General features: G+C 55.3%; 18 protein-coding genes. 12 read left to right on the top strand and 6 right to left on the bottom strand.

What is annotated here, in order from left to right; all coding sequences use genetic code 11:
• Positions 1–26: 26 nt before the first annotated feature.
• The 3 genes from KOE80_RS08400 to KOE80_RS08390 all read left to right on the top strand — a co-directional run bounded on the left by KOE80_RS08400 (position 27) and on the right by KOE80_RS08390 (position 3689).
• Positions 27–1055, top strand: coding sequence for a methionine synthase (locus KOE80_RS08400; protein ID WP_009454664.1), 1029 nt, complete (start codon positions 27–29; stop codon positions 1053–1055).
• 252 nt (positions 1056–1307) lie between these two features.
• Positions 1308–1955 carry a TetR/AcrR family transcriptional regulator gene (locus KOE80_RS08395; RefSeq protein ID WP_035268038.1) on the top strand — a complete coding sequence of 216 codons (648 nt, stop codon included), beginning with the start codon at positions 1308–1310 and terminating at the stop codon, positions 1953–1955.
• 21 nt (positions 1956–1976) lie between these two features.
• Positions 1977–3689, top strand: coding sequence for an acyl-CoA dehydrogenase family protein (locus tag KOE80_RS08390; RefSeq protein ID WP_226348885.1), 1713 nt, complete (start codon positions 1977–1979; stop codon positions 3687–3689).
• A gap of 108 nt (positions 3690–3797) precedes the next feature.
• Here KOE80_RS08390 and KOE80_RS08385 read toward each other — a convergent pair whose 3' ends face one another.
• The gene (locus tag KOE80_RS08385) at positions 3798–4163 is read right to left on the bottom strand and encodes a VOC family protein (RefSeq protein WP_060185933.1); all 366 of its coding nucleotides are present in this window, start codon (positions 4161–4163) and stop codon (positions 3798–3800) included.
• 71 nt (positions 4164–4234) lie between these two features.
• Here KOE80_RS08385 and KOE80_RS08380 point away from each other — a divergent pair, with 71 nt between their 5' ends.
• The 8 genes from KOE80_RS08380 to hisI all read left to right on the top strand — a co-directional run bounded on the left by KOE80_RS08380 (position 4235) and on the right by hisI (position 10561).
• Positions 4235–4936: a helix-turn-helix transcriptional regulator gene (locus KOE80_RS08380; RefSeq protein ID WP_226348884.1), complete on the top strand. Its 702-nt coding sequence runs from the start codon at positions 4235–4237 to the stop codon at positions 4934–4936.
• A gap of 305 nt (positions 4937–5241) precedes the next feature.
• Positions 5242–6465, top strand: coding sequence for a zinc metallochaperone GTPase ZigA (zigA, locus tag KOE80_RS08375; RefSeq protein WP_319002398.1), 1224 nt, complete (start codon positions 5242–5244; stop codon positions 6463–6465).
• A 63-nt stretch (positions 6466–6528) separates the two neighbouring features.
• Complete coding sequence (folE2, locus tag KOE80_RS08370; protein ID WP_226348883.1) at positions 6529–7470, top strand: GTP cyclohydrolase FolE2; 942 nt, start codon at positions 6529–6531, stop codon at positions 7468–7470.
• Positions 7467–7727 (top strand): membrane protein insertion efficiency factor YidD, encoded by a 261-nt coding sequence (gene yidD / locus KOE80_RS08365; protein WP_081055382.1) that lies wholly within the window; start codon positions 7467–7469, stop codon positions 7725–7727. Before folE2 ends, yidD begins: the two co-directional genes overlap by 4 nt.
• The gene (locus KOE80_RS08360) at positions 7624–8181 is read left to right on the top strand and encodes a SufE family protein (RefSeq protein WP_226348882.1); all 558 of its coding nucleotides are present in this window, start codon (positions 7624–7626) and stop codon (positions 8179–8181) included. Before yidD ends, KOE80_RS08360 begins: the two co-directional genes overlap by 104 nt.
• On the top strand, positions 8178–9572 hold the full coding sequence (locus KOE80_RS08355) for a dihydroorotase (RefSeq protein WP_226348881.1): 1395 nt from the start codon (positions 8178–8180) through the stop codon (positions 9570–9572). The genes KOE80_RS08360 and KOE80_RS08355 overlap by 4 nt, the downstream gene beginning before the upstream one ends.
• A gap of 25 nt (positions 9573–9597) precedes the next feature.
• Positions 9598–10056: a ferric iron uptake transcriptional regulator gene (fur, locus tag KOE80_RS08350; RefSeq protein WP_115635190.1), complete on the top strand. Its 459-nt coding sequence runs from the start codon at positions 9598–9600 to the stop codon at positions 10054–10056.
• Positions 10057–10084: 28 nt separating this feature from the next.
• Positions 10085–10561, top strand: coding sequence for a phosphoribosyl-AMP cyclohydrolase (gene hisI, locus KOE80_RS08345; protein WP_226348880.1), 477 nt, complete (start codon positions 10085–10087; stop codon positions 10559–10561).
• 67 nt (positions 10562–10628) lie between these two features.
• Here the strand turns inward: hisI and KOE80_RS08340 are convergent, their stop codons facing one another.
• A complete protein-coding gene (locus KOE80_RS08340) occupies positions 10629–11510 on the bottom strand; it encodes a LysR substrate-binding domain-containing protein (protein ID WP_035268022.1) in 882 nt (293 codons plus the stop codon).
• Positions 11511–11681: 171 nt separating this feature from the next.
• Here KOE80_RS08340 and KOE80_RS08335 point away from each other — a divergent pair, with 171 nt between their 5' ends.
• The gene (locus KOE80_RS08335; RefSeq protein ID WP_226348879.1) at positions 11682–13223 is read left to right on the top strand and encodes an MFS transporter; all 1542 of its coding nucleotides are present in this window, start codon (positions 11682–11684) and stop codon (positions 13221–13223) included.
• A gap of 107 nt (positions 13224–13330) precedes the next feature.
• Here KOE80_RS08335 and KOE80_RS08330 read toward each other — a convergent pair whose 3' ends face one another.
• The 4 genes from KOE80_RS08330 to KOE80_RS08315 form a co-directional block, all read right to left on the bottom strand.
• Positions 13331–14851, bottom strand: coding sequence for a tripartite tricarboxylate transporter permease (locus KOE80_RS08330; RefSeq protein WP_021446689.1), 1521 nt, complete (start codon positions 14849–14851; stop codon positions 13331–13333).
• 3 nt (positions 14852–14854) lie between these two features.
• Positions 14855–15304 carry a tripartite tricarboxylate transporter TctB family protein gene (locus tag KOE80_RS08325; protein ID WP_026482781.1) on the bottom strand — a complete coding sequence of 150 codons (450 nt, stop codon included), beginning with the start codon at positions 15302–15304 and terminating at the stop codon, positions 14855–14857.
• Between the two features lie 147 nt (positions 15305–15451).
• On the bottom strand, positions 15452–16810 hold the full coding sequence (locus KOE80_RS08320; protein WP_226348878.1) for a sensor histidine kinase: 1359 nt from the start codon (positions 16808–16810) through the stop codon (positions 15452–15454).
• A complete protein-coding gene (locus KOE80_RS08315; RefSeq protein ID WP_035268013.1) occupies positions 16803–17522 on the bottom strand; it encodes a response regulator transcription factor in 720 nt (239 codons plus the stop codon). Before KOE80_RS08315 ends, KOE80_RS08320 begins: the two co-directional genes overlap by 8 nt.
• Positions 17523–17645: the final 123 nt, after the last annotated feature.

Below are 17645 nucleotides of genomic sequence, written 5' to 3'. Positions count from 1 at the left end.
ATCAAAAACAACAAGGTTATTTAATTATGAAAAAATTGCTACCCACCTCCACCGCTGGCAGTTTGCCTAAACCCTCCTGGCTTGCTGAACCCGAGAAACTGTGGTCGCCCTGGAGACTGGAAGGTGAGGACCTGGTCGAAGGCAAGAAAGATGCACTGCGCTTGTCCTTGCAAGAACAATTGCACGCCGGTATCGATCTGATTAGCGACGGCGAGCAAACCCGCCAGCACTTTGTCACTACCTTCATCGAACATCTGGAAGGCGTGGACTTTGAAAAGCGTGAGACCGTGCGTATTCGTGACCGTTACGATGCCAGCGTTCCAAGCGTTGTCGGTGCTGTCAATCGCCCCAAGTCCGTGTTTGTGGATGATGCGAAATTTTTGCGTCAGCAAACCTCGCAGCCGATCAAATGGGCGCTGCCTGGCCCCATGACCATGATCGATACGCTGTACGACAACCACTACAAGAGTCGTGAGAAACTGGCTTGGGAATTTGCCAAGATCCTGAACCAGGAAGCCAAAGAGCTGGAAGCCGCAGGCGTGGATATCATCCAGTTTGACGAACCTGCTTTCAACGTGTTCTTTGACGAAGTGAATGACTGGGGTATTGCTACGCTGGAACGTGCCATTGAAGGTCTGAAGTGCGAAACCGCCGTGCACATTTGCTACGGTTACGGCATCAAGGCCAACACCGATTGGAAAAAGACCCTGGGTTCGGAATGGCGTCAATACGAAGAGTCCTTCCCGAAGCTGCAGCAATCCAAGATCGACATCATTTCTCTGGAATGCCAGAACTCCCACGTTCCCATGGATTTGATCGAACTGATCCGTGGCAAGAAAGTGATGGTTGGCGCCATTGACGTGGCCACCAACGTGATTGAAACCGCTGACGAAGTGGCCAACACACTGCGCAAGGCGCTGAAGTTTGTGGACGCTGACAAGCTGTACCCCTCCACCAACTGCGGTATGGCACCTTTGCCACGCGCCGTGGCTCGTGGCAAGCTGCACGCCCTGAGCGCCGGTGCTGAAATCGTTCGCAAGGAACTGTCGGCCTGATTGGTTTGATACCTTCGCGCTAGCTAGTTTCAGACTGCCCCCAGCAAACAGTATTGATGGCTTTGTCATCGCTGTTGCTGGGGGCAGTTTTATTGGGGCTGCTGATTGTGTTGCTTTAAATGACAGATGCTCTCAAGCCGCCTGCAATGCCAGTAGGCGAGTATTTTGACACCTCTGCTTAAAGAAATTCTTGTCCACCATAAAGAAATGAACTAGGATTCACTCATGTAATGAATCAAGGTTCACTTCTTTATGGCCTATCGTCAAACCCCCGCCGTTGAAGCTCGTCTGCAAGACAATCGTAGCCGTATCCTGGAAGCCGCTCGTGTTTTGGTCAGTGAAGGTGGCTGGCAGGAAGCCCAGGTGGCCAGTGTGGCGGCTGCGGCGGGTATGGCCACTGGGACGGTCTATCGCTACTTCCCGTCCAAGGCCGAGTTGTTCGCGCAAGTGCTGTCGCAGGTGTCTCAGCGGGAGGTGGATGTACTCACAGACATTGCGCAGGCTGACGGAGCCTCTATGCTGCGCCTGCATGCCGCAGTCTCAACATTCGTAAAACGCGCCATGCGTAATCCTCGTCTGGCGTATGCCTTGATTGCCGAGCCATGCGATAAGGAAATCGACGCGGCTCGTCTGGTGTATCGCGCCGCGATCAGCCAGGTCATTCACTCCATTGTTTCCATGGGGCAAGATGCCCAGGAGATGCGCCAGGATGTGCAGCCCGATATTGCGGCTACCGTCATTGTGGGCGGTTTCATGGAAGGGCTGATTGGCCCGCTTTCTCCTTTAAGCCGTCAGCAGCACGATGGCACGGACAGTTACCAGCGCCAAGTGGCCGCGCTGGCTGACCAGATTGCCCAGATGGCGTGCGCCAGCGTGGCAGTCCTTTCTGCCACGCCTTAGAAAAACAGTTCGGAGACAACCATGAACCAAGCGCTTCCCCTCAGCATTTTGAATGCGCCCGAGGATCGTTACAGCACGCATCAGGTTTTGAATCAGGCTTTGCCCGCCAGTGGTTTCAATGCTTTTACGGGCGATCAGGTTTTAACTGAGGCCATTCGCCGCGAAGCTCCGTGGGCCGAATCGCGTTGTCAGGCTTTGGGGGCGGTGGCTGGTGATGAAAATGTTCAGGAGTTGGCCCGTTTGGCGAACCGTCATATCCCTGAACTTAAAACGCATGATCGCTTCGGCAACCGGGTTGATTGGCTGGAATGTCACCCCAGCTGGCATGAATTGATGACCCTGGCCTGGCAGCACGAGGTGCCGAATTTAAGCTGGCGTACGCAAGAGAAAAACGGCCACTTCGCTCGTGCGGTCTTGTCCTATCTGTGGAATCAGGTGGAGCATGGTACGGGCTGCCCGACCGGCATGGCGTATGCGGCGTATGCCGGTTTCGAGGCTGAACCTGCTTTGGCGATCTGGGCGGACAAACTCAAAGGGACGCGCTACGAATACAGTCGTCGCGAAGTGGGGGACAAGCCCTCGGTGGTCATTGGCTATGCGATGACAGAAAAGCAGGGCGGTTCAGATCTGCGCGAGACGCAGACTACTGCGCGCTTCTCCCATAGCGCGGATTATCACGGCGCTACGGCGCATTGGTATGAGCTGACGGGGCATAAGTGGTTTTGTTCAGTGCCGCAGTCTGATGGCTTTTTTACGCTGGCTAAAGTCAATGGCGGTGTTACTTGTTTCTTTTTGCCCCGTACCTTGCCGGACGGCAGCTATAACCGCTTTTTTGTACAACGCCTGAAGGACAAGGCGGGCAATCGTTCCAACGCGTCCAGTGAAGTGGAGTATGCGGGCACGCTGGCAATTCGGGTTGGGGAAGAAGGGCGCGGTATTCGGGAAATTCTGTCGCACTCGCATTTGACACGTCTGGATTTTGCGATTGGCTCGGCGGGTTTGATGCGACAGGCGCTGACCTTGGCCCTGCGTCACACGACATCACGCAAGGCCTTTGGAACCTCCATTGCCGATCGGCCCATGATGAGCAATGTGCTGGCGGATATGGCGGTAGAAGTGGAAGCGGCAACCTTGATGTCCTTGCGCGTGGCCAAGGCCACTGACCTGATGCAGAGCAGTGACCACGAAAGGCTGCTGGCTCGGGTGGCCACGCCTGCGGCTAAGTACTTCAATTGCTCGCGCGCCCCCTCCATTGCGAATGAGGCTTTGCAATGTCACGGCGGCAATGGCTTTATTGAAGAAAACCCCATGGCCCGTGTGTATCGAGAGGCCCCCTTGAACAGCGTTTGGGAAGGGACGGCGAATATGATGTGCATGGATGTGCGGCGCGCCATGATCAGAGATCCGCTTACGGTGGAGGCGGTTTTTAATGAACTCAGACCCTTGGCCGGGCAAGACAAGCGATTCGATGCCCTGGTACAGCACACTGAGCGCCTGGTTCGGGCGGCAATCGAGGATGAGTTCCTGGCCCGCCCCATGACCGAGGCCGTCGCCCGCGTTTTGCAGGCGGCCGAGCTGCTGCGCTATAGCTCTCAAGAAGTGGTGGATGTGTTTTTAAGTACGCGTAGCGGCGGGGAAGTGGGGGCTTGGGGAGCGCATTACGGCACCTTGGGAATGATGGCATCTTCGTCAGTCGCGCAGAAAATTATGCGCAGAGCGATGGTGACAGATTGATTTGTGCTGTTCGCAGAGCCTGGAGGGAGCAGGGGCTATCTGGATCAAGTCCGGGATAGCCCTTGTTCTTTGGAGTCCGACGGCTTTGCAAGTAATGCAGCGCCAGTCTTACGCTGCTGTGCAGACCCTTAATCGGTGTCCATCCGGGTCCAGTGCAACGAATGTGCGCCCAAAAACGGCTGTCATGGGCTCTTGCTCTATGGTGATACCCGCAGTCACCCAGTTTTGATACAGCTGATCAACAGCCGCATCATCGTCCACTAAAAAAGAAAGCTCGGAGCGATGCCCAGTTCCGGATGATACAAAGCTGGCTGCCTGGGTAGACCACAAACCCAGGGTCAGGCCCTTGTTCAGTTCAAACGCGACATAGGTGGGGAAGGATTCAGCGGGCGCTTTTTGAAGCAGCTTCTCATAGAAAAGGCTGCTGGCGGCGGGGTCTTGGACATAGAGCAGCAAAAGGTTTGGGTGATTCATGATCGCTCCAACAAGGTGATTGAGCAGATCATTATGGGTGACCATGCTGCCAAAAAATGGCAGTATCTGGCATGGCCCGAGCAGAACGACTTCTTTCCCTTTTACAAGTGCTACGCCGGCACAAACGTCCGGTGAGTGGTGCGCGGCTGGCCCAAGAGTTGGGTGTCAGCATTCGGACCTTGTATAGGGACATTGCTTCCTTGCAGGCGCAAGGTGCCGATATAGAAGGGGAGCCGGGAGTCGGTTATGTGCTGCGACCTAGTTTCATGCTGCCACCCTTGATGTTTTCTCAAGCAGAGCTGGAGGCCTTGATACTGGGTTTTCGCTGGGTAGAAAAGTTTGCGGACGAGCCGCTGACCAAAGCGGCTGGCGATGGCATGGCCAAAATCTCTGCGGTCTTGCCCGATAGCTTGAGAGACAGCCTGGACAGCACCGCTTTACGGGTTGGGCCTAGAGTGATTCAGGATGCTGAGCTTGTTGATCTCGGCATTGCGCGTACAGCGATTCGTTTGCAGCGCAAGCTGCGCATCATTTATGTAGACGGGGCAGGCCAGGAGTCGGAGAGAGTGATCTGGCCTTTTTCCTTGGGCTACTTTCAGCACTTCCGGATTCTGGTGGGCTGGTGCGAATTGAAAGGGGATTTTCGGCATTTCCGGACGGACAGGATACAGCGCTTGGTCTGTCTGGAGGAGTCTTATCCCCGGCATCGGGCTGATTTGTTCAAGCAGTGGCGTGCAACACAAACAGAGCTAAGCTACGTGCCTGACACCTGACACCTGACACCTGACACCTGACACCTGACACCTGACACCTGACACCTGACACCTGACACCTGACACCTGACACCTGACACCTGACACCTGACACCTGACACCTGACACCTGACACCTGATTCCAGATTCCAGATTCCAGATTCCTGTGACCTTGCTTTGTGAAAACCGGTTTCTCTGTCCTGGTCGTCAAGCCCTCCTTGCAAGAGGGTTTTTTCTTGGTCAATTATTGTTATGTTATAACATCTCAAAATTGACAGAAGTCCTCTGCAAGGAACTGCCCATTGACGCCTCAAGGAAGAAGAGAAATGACGATGACCCTCGATAACACGCCAGTCGATCCCGCAGCCCGCATTCCCGTAACGGTTTTGTCCGGTTTTCTGGGGGCGGGCAAGACGACTTTGCTGAACCACATCCTGAACAATCGCGAAGGCCGCCGCGTGGCCGTCATCGTGAACGATATGAGCGAGGTCAATATTGATGCCGCTTTGGTTCGTGACGGTGGTGCCGAGCTATCGCGCACGGATGAAAAGCTGGTGGAAATGAGCAACGGCTGTATTTGCTGCACCTTGCGCGAGGACTTGTTGTTGGAGGTGGACCGTCTGGCCAAGGAAGGGCGTTTTGATCAGTTGGTCATTGAATCCACCGGCATTTCAGAGCCACTGCCCGTGGCTGAAACGTTCACCTTTGAGGGCGAGGATGGCCGCTGCCTGGGTGAAGTCGCGCGCTTGGACACTATGGTCACGGTAGTGGACGCCTTTAACTTCCTGCGCGATTACAGCTCGCAAGACAGTATTCAGTCCCGTGGTGAGTCCTTGGGAGAAGAAGACGCGCGTACCGTTGTGGACCTGTTAATTGAGCAGATCGAGTTCTGTGATGTGCTGGTTCTGAACAAGATTGATTTGATCAGCGAGCCAGAACGCGAGCGCCTGATGGCCATTCTGAACAGTCTGAATCCCCGTGCTCGTATTGAAACAGCCGAGTTCGGCCAGGTGCCCTTGGACCGCGTTCTGAACACCGGTTTGTTCGATTTTGAAGAGGCTTCCAAGGCCCCAGGCTGGCTGCAGGAATTGCGTGGTACTCATACCCCGGAAACCGAAGAGTACGGCATAGGCAATTTTGTTTACCGTGCACGCCGTCCATTCCACCCGCAGCGTTTCAAGGCACTGGTCGAAAGTGAATGGCCTGGGGTGGTGCGCTCCAAAGGCTTTTTCTGGTTGGCGAACTTCCCGACTCTGGCGGGCTCCTGGTCACAGGCTGGCGCGGTGGCTCGCTATCACGTGGCGGGTTACTGGTGGGCGTCCATGCCGCCTGAACGCTGGCCGGAGGATCCCGAAGCGGTAGCGCTGATCAAGGAAAAATGGGACGAACGAGTAGGGGATGCGCGTCAGGAGTTGGTTCTGATTGGCATGGATATGGACGAGGAAGCACTGCGTGCCCGTTTCGATGCCTGCCTGTTAAGCGATGAAGAAATGGCCAGCGGCCCCAGCACCTGGACAACATGGACGAATCCGTTTGCAGACTGGCCTTGATGGCGTTGAGGTCTTGCCAAGTCTTTGCCAGCGTGAGCAAGGCCTTTTGATTGGATGTTGAGTATGACTGTTGTACTTCCCGACCCGGCTTTGAATGATTTCTCCCATGGCCTGACTCCGCTTTCCTGGGTGGGTATGGAGGGAATCGATCTGCCCATTACCGTGCTTGAACGAGGCTATAAGCAGCAGTTGCATGCGCGGGTGGATGCTCAGGTTGATTTGCCCTTGGCACATGTAAAAGGGATACATATGTCCAGGCTGTACCGCTTGCTGAATGACTTGCCGCCAGAACAGTCCTTGTCACCGTTAGGGCTGCGGCGTCTTTTGCAAGGCATGGTGGATAGCCAGCAGGACTGTGGAACGCGCAGTGCACGACTGTGTTTTCGCTTTGATTTATTGGTGCGACGGCCTGCCTTGGTCACGCAGGGTCTGGCCGGCTGGAAATCCTATCCCGTCGTGCTGGAGGCCAGGCTTTCGGACGATATGTTTATGTGCAAGGTGCAGGTTCAGATAGCTTATTCGTCGACCTGTCCTTGTTCGGCTGCGCTGGCTCGGCAGTTGATTGAACAGGGCTTTATGCAGGCTTTTGGAAAGCAACCTGTCTTGCATGCAGATGAGGTAGCTGCCTGGTTGCACAATCACGCCAGCCTAGCCACTCCCCATAGCCAACGCAGTCAGGCTTTGGTTCAGATTCAAGTATCGGAAGACAGTGAGGACTTTGGGTTTTTGACGCTGATTGATCGCATTGAAGAGTCATTGGCAACACCCTTGCAAACCGCCGCCAAACGAGCAGACGAGCAAGCCTTTGCCGCCTTGAATGGTCAGAACCTGATGTTTGTGGAAGACGCGGCGCGTCGTATAGAAGCGGCCTTGGGGGACTATCAGAATCCTGGTGTTCAGGTACGACATCTGGAGAGTCTGCATCCCCATGATGCAGTGGCGTTCAAAACTCCTTCATCGGAAGGGATGCCTTTTCTGCGACTGAGCGGGGGCGTGACGCCATGAATGTTCTAGTCCTGCTTGTTCGCGGCTATCAGCTTTTTATTAGCCCTTTGCTGGGGCCACGTTGCCGCTTTTATCCAACTTGCTCCCAGTATGCGATTCAGGCTTTGCAGGTGCATGGCCCCCTCAAAGGAACTTGGCTGGCTGCACGGCGCCTTGTCCGTTGTCACCCTTGGCATCCGGGCGGGCATGACCCTGTTCCAGCTCTTGATGATCGGGGTAGGCAATCGCTCAAGCAAGCAGGAGAAGACCGTGGGTAAGGATGCAGCACCAGAAGAGTCCATAGTTCAAGCCCAGCAAGCCATTGTGGAGAGTTTCCAGTTCCTGGGGAACTGGATGGCCCGCTACGAATATTTGATTGATCTGGGGCGCTCCTTGCCGGACTTCCCGGACGAATGGCGTACCGAGATGAACCGTCTGCACGGTTGTCAGGCACAGGTCTGGATGGTGTCTGAATTGCGTGATCACAAGTTGTTTTTTCAGGCCCGTAGTGATTCCGCCATCGTCACCGGCTTATTGGCTTTATTGATGCAGGTGTACTCGGGGCGTTTGCCGCAAGAAATCCTGTCCCATCCCCCTGACTTTTTACGGGCAATTGAACTGGAGCAGCACTTGTCACCGAATCGCGCCAATGGTCTGTTTCACATGATGGAGCGGATTCGTTTGACGGCACAAGACGCTCTGGATGTAGAAGCCTCAAAGGTAAAACCATGACGTCAGTAATCCCGAAGGCCTCTACCTCTGAGGCTGCAGAAACCGCCAGGCAGCATACTTTGCGTCATGCCGATTTGCTGCTCTGTGGCGCTACGGTAATGACTCCTAATGGGGCCGAGCGTCTCGACATCGCCTGTGCGCAAGGCCGGATTACGGCTCTTGGTGATTTGTTGCCCGGCTGGAGTGCAGACTGTGTGCTGGACCTTAATGGCCTGCATGTTTTGCCAGGGGTGATCGACAGTCAGGTGCATTTCCGAGAGCCGGGGCTGGAGCACAAAGAGAATCTGGAAGCGGGTACACGGGGCGCAGTCCTGGGCGGCGTGACAGCGGTTTTTGAAATGCCCAACACCTATCCCTTGACCTTGGGTGCTGCCGATTTGCGAGCCAAGCTGGATGCTGCTCAAGGCCGAAGCTGGTGTGATCACGCCTTTTATATCGGTGGTTCTGCCTTGAATGCCGATTCCTTGCAGGAACTGGAACAGCTCCCAGGTTGTGCAGGCATCAAGGTCTTTATGGGCAGCTCCTTTGGAGACCTGTTAGCGGATGAGGACGCCGTGCTGCGTCGCATCTTGCGTCATGGTCGCAGACGGCTGGCAGTACACGCCGAGGATGAGGCCAGGCTGCGTGAACGCAAATATATCGCCCTGGATAGTGGCGACGTGCGCCAACACCCGATTTGGCGTGATGTGGAAAGTGCCTTGAAGGCAAGCCAACGCATTGTTCGTCTGGCGGAAGAGGAGAAGCGCCGATTGCACGTGTTGCATGTGTCTACCGCAGAGGAAATGCAGTTTCTGGCCGCGCACAAAGATCGCGTAACGGTAGAAGTGACCCCACACCATCTCAGTCTGCAAGCCCCCGACTGTTATGAGCGTCTGGGCAGCCTGGCGCAAATGAATCCCCCGGTGCGCGGGCAGGTTCATCAAGACGCGCTGTGGCAGGCGATTCGTTCGGGCGTGGTGGATGTCATTGGCAGCGATCATGCACCTCATACCTTGCAGGAAAAGTCTCAAGCCTATCCCGCCTCACCCAGTGGCATGACTGGCGTGCAAACCTTGCTGCCCGTGATGTTGAACCATGTACACGCAGGCCGCCTGAGTTTGCAGCGACTGGTGGATTTGACCAGTGCCGGACCTGCCCGGATTTTTGGACTGGAAGGCAAGGGACGCATAGCCCTGGGTTTTGATGCGGATTTCAGTATTGTGGATTTGAAGGCACGCCGCCGCGTCCGCAATGACTGGATTGCCAGCGTCAGCGGCTGGTCTCCCTACGACGGCATGCCAGTTGTGGGCTGGCCGATTCACACCATTGTGCGCGGCCATTGTGTTGTTCGTGATGAAGTCCTGGAAGGGCAGGCGCAAGGCAGGCCGCTGCGTTTTCTGGAAGTCCCTTAACCGCCCGTTCAGCAAGGAGTACGTCGTGACGGATTCAAAAGAGCTTAAAGAGCGAGGCCTGAAGGTGACGACGGCTCGTATCCAGATTCTTGAGATATTCCAGGCCCCCGGCATTCGTCATTTGACGGCAGACGATGTGTATCGCCAACTGATCCGGCAAGGCAGTGAGATTGGCCTGGCGACTGTCTACCGTGTACTGACCCAGCTGCAACAGGCAGGCTTGCTAAAGCAGGTTTATTTTGAATCCGGCCGGGCGCTATATGAGCTGGACGATGGCGAACACCATGATCACCTGATTTGCACGGACTGCGGGCGTGTGCAGGAGTTTCATGATCAGACGATCGAGCAGCAGCAAAAAATGATTGCTCAGGAGCGGGGCTTTCAGGTTATGGAACATAGTCATGTGGTGTACGGACGCTGCCTGAATCCGGATTGTGAATATCGCCCGGAACCCATGATGACAAGGAGAAAACATGAAGGCTAAAGGACAAGACACAAGATCTGCTGACAATATGGCAGTACAAATAAACCGCCGAATCTCGGTAGAGCAGGTGGAGGAGGGCCACGAACTGGCCCCCAAATTTGACGAACAGGGCCTGATTGCCTGCATCACGACAGACGCTAACAATGGCGAGGTCTTGATGCTGGGTTACATGAACCGGGAAGCCCTGGAAAAGACCATACAGACCGGTGAAGCCCATTACTGGAGTCGTTCGCGTCAAATGCTCTGGCATAAAGGTGCCAGCAGTGGACTGGTGCAGACGGTAGAGGAAATGCGTATCGATGACGACCAGGATGCGGTGTGGTTACGTGTGCGGGTAGCCGGTTCCGGGGCCAGTTGCCACGTAGGCTATTACTCCTGTTTCTACAGACAGGTGCCGGTTGGTGTCGAGCATAGCAAGGGTCAGGATCTGGTTTTTGTGGAGTCCGCCAAGACCTTTGATCCCAAAGACGTGTATGGGGATGCGCCCAATCCCACTGTGCTTTAAAGGGTGCTCATGCTGGCGGGGCTGGGCGAACTTCACGTTTACTTCTGGCCGCCTGAACCTGTGCTGATCAGGACGATGCAGCACCCGTCAGTCGGGTAGAGCGATGCTCCCGATACGCCGCTGCCAAGGTCCGCAAGGCTTCCCGCGAGCGTTGATCGGTCAGCGTTGAGTGCAACACAATCCGGGAAGGGGGCAGGGCTGGCAGTCCCAGACGTTGGCCCACATCAATTGCATCTGGCGGCGCCAGGCGGCATGAAAATGCCGCGACCGCCAAACCGGCAGAGACCGCCGCCATCACGGCCGCATGGCCACCGCCCACAAACACTTCATTCCACTCAATCCCGGCAGTGCTTAACGCGTGTGTCGCAATATCCCGCACGCCGCAGCAGGGAGCCAGGGCGGCCAGCCGTAAAGGTTTGCCTTCTTGCTGATGAAAGCAGGGTGCCGCAAACCAGGCAAAGTGTTCAGGCCCCAGGTCCTCTCCGTCACGGCGATGATCCTCCTGGCGCACGATGACGGCATCCAGCTCTCCCTTGTCAAAATCTTCCAGCAAGCGATGCGAGCTTTCCAGGCGAACTTCAATCGTCAGGGCAGGGTCTCGTTCATTCAAACGGGACAACAAAGTAGGGACTTCCGGCCCGGCAACGTGCTGGGCAATTCCCAAACGAAAGCGGCGGCAATCGCAGAGCAGGGCGGCTCTGGCGCGGTCGTGTGCAGCAATGAATTCCCGTGCGGGATTAATGAAAACCGTACCTTGAGCAGACAGCCGTACCAGCCTTGGAGTGCGTTCGATCAGCTTGTAACCCAGGCGCTCTTCCAGGCGTTTCAGCTTCACGCTGATCGCGCCTTGTGTGGTGCCCAAGGCTTCTGCGGCTTTGGTAAAGCTTTGGAACTCGGCAATGCTCACAAAAGCTTGTACGGACTCCACATCCAGAACAGGGCGGCTCATGATCTATCCATATTTGTTGTTTCTGATATGCCCGATCATAGCATTGATGAATGACTAGCCCGTCCCTACTATCTCTCCTGACTGAGCGGTCCCGTGCTTTTGGGTTTTGGTGTCCGCACTTTGGCTCGCCGGGACGGCGACGTGTATTGACGACTTTTTGGAAAGATAACGATGACTCCCTCTATCTCGAGTCAGGGCCGCTACGCCTTGGCTGCCGTGTGCTTGTCAGCCTTGATGCTGGGCCTGGAGATCTCCAGCGTGCCGCCGATTTTATCCACCATAGAACAGGTCATGGGGGCCAGTTTCCGGCAACTGCAATGGGTGATGGCAGCCTACACCATTGCCATGACGACCATTCTGATGGGGGTAGGCACTTTGGCGGATCGCTACGGCCGCAAGCGCATTTTTACGATCGGGATTGTGGCGTTCGGGGTCACTTCCCTGGTGTGCGGACTGACGGAAAGTGCAGCTGTTCTGATTGGCGCACGTTTTCTGCAAGGCTTGAGCGCTGCCATGATGCTGATCTGCCAGATCGCGATTTTGTCGAACCAGTTTCGGGACGGACAACAGCGTGGCAAGGCCTTTGCGTGGTGGGGTGTGGTCTTTGGTGCCGGGCTGGGTTTTGGGCCTATTGTGGGTGGCCTGATTCTGACTCTGGCCAGCTGGGAATGGGTGTTTTTGATTCACGCCGTACTGGCCATTATTACCTTGCTGCTGGCGCGCGCTGGCGTACAGGAGTCGCGTGATCCGGGCGCCAGCACCTTGGACGTAGCCGGTATTGCCACCTTGTCCTTGGCCGTGTTTTGCCTGGTGCTGTTTGTCACTCAGGGGCCGGTGCTGGGCTTTGCCAGCCTGCCAGCCTTGAGCATTATTACCCTGTCCGTCCTTAGCCTGATTGCCTTTGTAATCGTGGAGCAGCGCAGTGTTAGGCCCATGCTGGAGTTCTCCGTATTTCGTATCCGCAGTTTCTCCGGTGCCTTGTTGGGCTCGATGGGGCAGAACTTCAGCTTCTGGCCCTTCATCATCTATTTGCCCATCTACTTTCATGTGGGGCTGGGGTATGACAGTGTGCAAACTGGCCTGGCCTTGTTGGCGTACACCTTGCCGACCTTGTTTGTGCCTCCGTTTGCCGAGCGTCTGGCACAGCGTTGGCAGCCGGGTGGAGTCATTACGCTAGGTCTGTTTTTGATTGGCCTGGGCTTTGTAGTGATGAAGATAGGCAGTGTTTCCGATGAACCGGGCTGGCTGATTCTGCCAGGCTGTGTGCTGGCCGGGATTGGTCTGGGCATGGCCAATACTACGACCACCAATGTAATTACCGCCTCGGTGTCGGCTGAACGCGCCGGTATGGCGTCGGGGGCGGATACCAGTGCCCGCATGATCTCCCTGGCCTTCAATATTGCCGTGATGGGCTTTGTTCTGGTGCAAGGCATCATGAGTGATCTGCGTGCTCGCCTGGGTATTGCTGTTGATGGCGAACTGCGTCATCTGGCTGAAAAAGTAGCCTCTGGCGACATCAATATCGTGTCGCAAAGCAGCGCCTTGCTGGCGAATGCCGCCGATCCTGTCGAGGCGGTTCATGCAGCCCTGATTGCCGGTTTTGGCTGGGTCATGGTGTACGGTGCGCTAACTGCCTTTGCTTTGGCGGCCTTAAGTCATCTGGTGTTTGGTTCCACCAGGAAGAGTGCACAGGCGTGTTGCAGTCCTGGATAGGGGCAGGCACAAAAAAGCCGGGCTCATTTGCCCGGCTTTTTCTTATGGAGGCTGCAGTAAAAGCATTGCGTTTAGCCTATCCCCCATGACTAGTGGTTGCCAGTGCTTCAAGCCTTGGCCAGGGCTCCCAGCTTTTTCTGGCTGTTCGAGCGCCAGAACGAGTAGCTCAGTCCCAGCATCAGCAAGATGCAGGCAATGATAAAGACCATGCTGATCGGGCGCTCCAGGAAGATCATCGGATCACCACGCGAGAGCAGCAGAGCACGGCGGAAGTTTTCTTCTACCATCGGTCCCAAGACAAAGCCCAGCAGCAAGGGGGCCGCCTCAAAGCGCAGGCGCATGAAGAAGTAACCCAGCACCCCAAACAGCAGCACGATATTCACATCGAACAGGTTGTTGTTGGTGCTATAGACACCCACGCACACAAAGAACAGGGCAGCGGGGTACAGGTACTTGAAGGGCACGGACAGCAGGCGCACCCACATGCCGATCAAGGGCAGGTTCAGCACCAGCAGCAGGATGTTGCCCACCCAGAAACTGGCGATCAGGCCCCAGAACATATCGGCGTGCTCGACCACCATTTGCGGGCCAGGCTGGATGCCGTGAATGATCAGCGCGCCCAGCATCAAGGCCATGACCGGGTCGCCGGGAATGCCCAGGCTCAGGGTAGGAATGAAGCTGGTCTGGGTAGAGGCACTGGTGGCGGCTTCGGGCGAAGCAATGCCCTCAATCGCACCACGTCCAAAGCGCTCGGGGTTCTTGGCAACTTTCTTTTCCGTGGCGTAGGCAATGAAAGACGCAATGGTCGGGCCGGTGCCGGGCAGAATCCCGAAAGCCGCACCAATCGCAGTACCGCGCACCAGAGCGCCTTTGGATTGCTTGATATCGCCTTTTTCCGGACGCAGGGAACGGGTGGAGACTTTACCAATGGCCTTGGTGTGGCCGCTATTGATCCGGTTGATGTTCTTGAGGAAGTCCGCAATACCGAACAGGCCCATGGCCAGCGCCACAATCTGCAAGCCGTCCTGCAGTTCCGGAATATTGAAATCAAAGCGCGATACACCACTGTTCACATCCGTACCGACCACGCCAAAGATCAAACCCATGACGACCATGGCCACGCCCTTGATGGCAGAACCTTTGGCCAGTGTGGCGCCGGCCAGCAGGCCCAGCATCATCATGGAAAAGTATTCAGCCGGGCCGAATTTGAAGGCAATATCGACCAGCGCGGGCGAGAACAGAATCATGGCCAGAATGCCAATGGTGGCTCCAAAAAAGGAGGACAACATCAACATGAACAGGGCCGATCCGGCCTTGCCGTTGCGGGCCATGGGGTTGCCGTCCAGACACGCCACCGCGTGCGAGGCGGTACCGGGCAGATTCAGCATGATGGAAGTAATACCGCCACCGTACTGGGAGCCGTAGTAAATACCGGCCAACATAATCAGGGCGGCGGTTGGGGTCATGGCGTAGGTCAGGGGCAGCAGGATGGAGATGGCTGCCAGCACACCCATGCCGGGCAGCACCCCGATCAGGTTCCCCATGAACACGCCAAACACGGCCCACATCAGGTTGTCCAGTTGAAAGGCAACGCTAAAGCCGTGCATCAGGTTAGATAGAATTTCCATGGCTTAGCCCCAAGTGAACAGGGGGAATTGCAGCTCCAGCCCCCAGGAGAAAATAACCACACCCAGCAGCGTCACGAAAATGGACAGCAGCAGGGCGGTGAGCCAGGAATGTTCCTTGTCGCCCATGGCAGAGATGAACACCAGGGCAAAGGTGGCGGGAACCAGTCCGCCGTAGCGACCCAGAATAATGAAGGCGATGATGCCACCCACAATCGCCATCCAGCCACGCCATTGCGGCGGGCCGTAGTCCTCCTCCTGCTCATCGTCGTGCGCGGCGGTCTCTACAAACAGGTACAGAGCGCCCAGCACAATCATCACGATGCCCAGCAGAAACGGGAAGTAGCCCGGTCCCATGCGGGCCATGGTGCCCAAGGAGTATTTCTGTCCCATCAGGACGGTAAATACGCCTACTCCCACCATCAGGCCGGCTGAATAATATTTTTGTCTGCTCATGAATCTCCTCATTCCCCTAAAGCAAGCATGATTTTTATAAACCCTGAAAAAGAGCGATTAAAAATGAGGCTAGCTTAGCGGAGCAGGAGAGGGCTTAGGGTGACAGTTTCATTACCTTTTGGTCATGTTTGAATGGTTTGGTAAGGCTTAAACAGGCAGCACAATGGTGACTTTCAAGCCGGATACTCCTTTGGAGAAAATCAGCTCGCCCCGGTGCAATTCAATAATGGCGGCAACGCTGGTTAATCCCAATCCAAATCCTTCACTATCATTATTGAATCTATAAAAATACTTGCCTACGTTTTCATATTCGCTTTCTGGTAATCCTGGGCCATCATCTTCCACAATGATGGAGATTTTATTGTCAAAGCGCTTTTTAATTTCTACGCTGGCATGGCTATGAGCATATTTAACGGCGTTATCCACCAGATTGGCTAAAGCGCTGGCTAATAAATTGCTGTCACCATTAATAATGACTCTGTCGATTTTCTTTTTCTGCAGCGTGACGCCTTTCTCTTCAGCAAAGAAGCTGTACAAGTCCAGAACGTCTTCGGCAATCACTTCCAGATTGCAGGCCTTGAAGTTCTGTCTTTGCACACCGGCATTCAGCTCGGCAATTTGTAGCAGCTTGCCCAGCAGCACGCTCAGGTTCTCTACTTCTTCAATCGCGTCTTGTTGTGCCTCCCGGACATGCGGGGGGACGCCGGGCAGATTCTGGGTCTCGCGCAGCTTGCCAACGATGCGGGTAAGCGGGGTGCGGATATTGTGGGCCACGGTATCGGAGATATGCCGCGCGCCTTGCATCAGGCTCTCGATTTTGTCCAGCATGCGGTTGATGTCGTGGTGGATCAGACCAAAGACGTCCTCGCTCTCGGAGGTGATGCGCTTGGAAATATCCCCCGCGCCCACCTGTTCCGTCAGCAGGCGGATGCGGCCCACACGGTATTTCAGCTCATTGCTAAAGACATAGGCGCCCAGAATTACCAGCATCAAGGCCAGGATCATGGAGGTGACGATGATGCGGCTAAGCATGGCGCGTAGCTCGATCAAGGTGCCCAGCTCGTGACCAACCACCAGGGTTTCGCCGCCGGACAGTTTGGTGACGCGGACATTGCCTTCGGACAGGGCGTCGATATGCTTGATCTGCACTTCCACCACTTGTCGTTCTGGCAGGTTGTTCAGGCCGGGGATCTCGCTGATATTGCCCACCAGGGTGTGATTGAATTCGTCCAGCAGCAGATAGATTTCCTGGCCCGAATCAATCCGGTCCGATAGGGTCAGCTCGATCATGCGCAGGATTTCTTCGCGCCCGCCGACTTCGTAGGCAATGCTAAGCCGCTGTACGGCGACGTTGATTTGCCGCAGGTGCTCGTCGCGCAAGGCTCCAAACACCTGAACGTAGAAGAAGCCGATTAAAAACAGCGTGGTGAAGATGGCCAGGATGCTGTAGTTCAAGGTCAGCCGGAAGGAGGTGGACTCCCACAGGCGTTTGATGAAATCAATCATCGCAGCGCTTTAGCTTGAAACCGTCGATGCTGTCCTTGTCGCTCAGTACATAGCCACGGCCACGCACGGTATGGATCAGGGGTGTGGCGCCTTCCTTGTCCACCTTGCGCCGCAAACGACTGACCAGCACATCAATCACATTGGATTGGGGGTCGAAGTTGTAGCCCCAGACCACTTCCAGCAGCATGGTGCGGGTAACGATCTTGTGGCTGTTCATCAGCAGGTAGGACAGCAGCTTGATTTCGCGAGGTTGTAGTTCCAGCACCTCGTCGCCACGGGAGATTTTCTGGTTGCGGATATTCATGACCAGATCATCCACCTGCAGATTCTTGATTTCTGCATTGTCACTGCTGCGGCGTATCAGGGCGTGCAGGCGGGCGGCCAACTCCTGAAAGGAAAAGGGCTTGATTAAATAATCATCGCCACCGGCTTTCAAACCATCAACTTTATCGTCCACACCGGATAAGGCACTTAATACCAGTACGGGGACTTTTTTACCTAAAGATCGCAAAGTAAAAAGAATGGACAGGCCATCGACATTATTGGGAAGCATGCGATCAAGAATAATCACATCCCATACGTCTTTCATGGCATTTTCCAAACCGGAAACGCCATCATGACTGGTTACCACCGAATAGCCCAGCTCGGATAAGCCATTCACTAAATACCGAGCATTTTCCCGGTCGTCTTCAATCAGTAAACAATTCCACATTTGGCTTCTCGGAGATTTATGAAGTGGCAGACTCATCCATTCCAGAAATGGATTGATCAAAAAGGCTAATGCCGACTATGAGGCGAACATGACAAAACGGTAATGTTTGATGTCAGGAAATAT

Source organism: Alcaligenes sp. 13f, assembly GCF_020496585.1.
Classification (GTDB): Bacteria; Pseudomonadota; Gammaproteobacteria; order Burkholderiales; family Burkholderiaceae_B; genus Alcaligenes; species Alcaligenes phenolicus.
Note: the sequence above shows the minus strand (reverse complement) of the source record. Positions and strands in the feature narration are given on the sequence as shown.

Bases quoted from the DNA above. Each gene is read 5' to 3' on its own strand.
- KOE80_RS08355 (WP_226348881.1), top strand. From the start codon at position 8,178: ATGACGTCAGTAATCCCGAAGGCCTCTACCTCTGAGGCTGCAGAAACC.
- folE2 (WP_226348883.1), top strand. From the start codon at position 6,529: ATGACTGTTGTACTTCCCGACCCGGCTTTGAATGATTTCTCCCATGGC.
- KOE80_RS08325 (WP_026482781.1), bottom strand. From the start codon at position 15,304: ATGAGCAGACAAAAATATTATTCAGCCGGCCTGATGGTGGGAGTAGGC.
- KOE80_RS08380 (WP_226348884.1), top strand. From the start codon at position 4,235: ATGGCCCGAGCAGAACGACTTCTTTCCCTTTTACAAGTGCTACGCCGG.
- KOE80_RS08320 (WP_226348878.1), bottom strand. From the start codon at position 16,810: ATGATTGATTTCATCAAACGCCTGTGGGAGTCCACCTCCTTCCGGCTG.
- hisI (WP_226348880.1), top strand. From the start codon at position 10,085: ATGGCAGTACAAATAAACCGCCGAATCTCGGTAGAGCAGGTGGAGGAG.
- KOE80_RS08335 (WP_226348879.1), top strand. From the start codon at position 11,682: ATGACTCCCTCTATCTCGAGTCAGGGCCGCTACGCCTTGGCTGCCGTG.
- KOE80_RS08330 (WP_021446689.1), bottom strand. From the start codon at position 14,851: ATGGAAATTCTATCTAACCTGATGCACGGCTTTAGCGTTGCCTTTCAA.
- KOE80_RS08390 (WP_226348885.1), top strand. From the start codon at position 1,977: ATGAACCAAGCGCTTCCCCTCAGCATTTTGAATGCGCCCGAGGATCGT.
- yidD (WP_081055382.1), top strand. From the start codon at position 7,467: ATGAATGTTCTAGTCCTGCTTGTTCGCGGCTATCAGCTTTTTATTAGC.
- KOE80_RS08400 (WP_009454664.1), top strand. From the start codon at position 27: ATGAAAAAATTGCTACCCACCTCCACCGCTGGCAGTTTGCCTAAACCC.
- zigA (WP_319002398.1), top strand. From the start codon at position 5,242: ATGACGATGACCCTCGATAACACGCCAGTCGATCCCGCAGCCCGCATT.
- KOE80_RS08315 (WP_035268013.1), bottom strand. From the start codon at position 17,522: ATGTGGAATTGTTTACTGATTGAAGACGACCGGGAAAATGCTCGGTAT.
- KOE80_RS08395 (WP_035268038.1), top strand. From the start codon at position 1,308: ATGGCCTATCGTCAAACCCCCGCCGTTGAAGCTCGTCTGCAAGACAAT.
- KOE80_RS08385 (WP_060185933.1), bottom strand. From the start codon at position 4,163: ATGAATCACCCAAACCTTTTGCTGCTCTATGTCCAAGACCCCGCCGCC.
- KOE80_RS08340 (WP_035268022.1), bottom strand. From the start codon at position 11,510: ATGAGCCGCCCTGTTCTGGATGTGGAGTCCGTACAAGCTTTTGTGAGC.